Origin of the sequence: Oceanospirillum linum (assembly GCF_001995095.2) — a bacterium.
Taxonomy (GTDB): domain Bacteria; phylum Pseudomonadota; class Gammaproteobacteria; order Pseudomonadales; family Halomonadaceae; genus Oceanospirillum; species Oceanospirillum linum.
The window spans coordinates 1-429 of sequence record NZ_MTSD02000130.1 but is presented as its reverse complement, the minus strand read 5'-3'; the positions used below and the strand labels follow the sequence as shown (position 1 = coordinate 429).

At 59.9% G+C, this 429-nt stretch carries 1 protein-coding gene; it reads left to right on the top strand.

The genetic code is table 11. The features are described from left to right. Window positions 1-110: 110 nt before the first annotated feature. Window positions 111-429: hypothetical protein (locus BTA35_RS16965; RefSeq protein WP_202931313.1), on the top strand; the 319-nt coding region annotated here is incomplete at its 3' end.

Below are 429 nucleotides of genomic sequence, written 5' to 3'. Positions count from 1 at the left end.
AGTTAGGACTACTAACGGAAAACACCGGGCCAGTACGAGACGGGTGCGTGCGTGATTGTGAATTTGAAGCGCAGTGCGGGAACGGGGCAGTCAACAGGGGCGGTGCTGGTATGCCGCGAGCGAAGGCGAGCCAGGTCTTCGCGCAAAACAAACTGGCGTTTAACGACGAGAGAAGGGGAAAAATGAAACAAACGGCTTTGGGATCGGCCATACGAAAGATTTTTTGGGCCGAATTGGCGCTGACCGCAGCGCTTGGCACGCCGGTGTTTGCGCAATCGCAGCCGGCGGCGGATGCGGCGAAGACGCCCGCAGCAGTGCCCGCGCAAGCGACGGCTGCGAACTCGACGGACGCAACCGGCGGCACCGGCAAGGTCGCCAAACTGAAAAAGTTCGAGGTAACCGGTTCGCTGATTCGTAGCGCCGATAAGC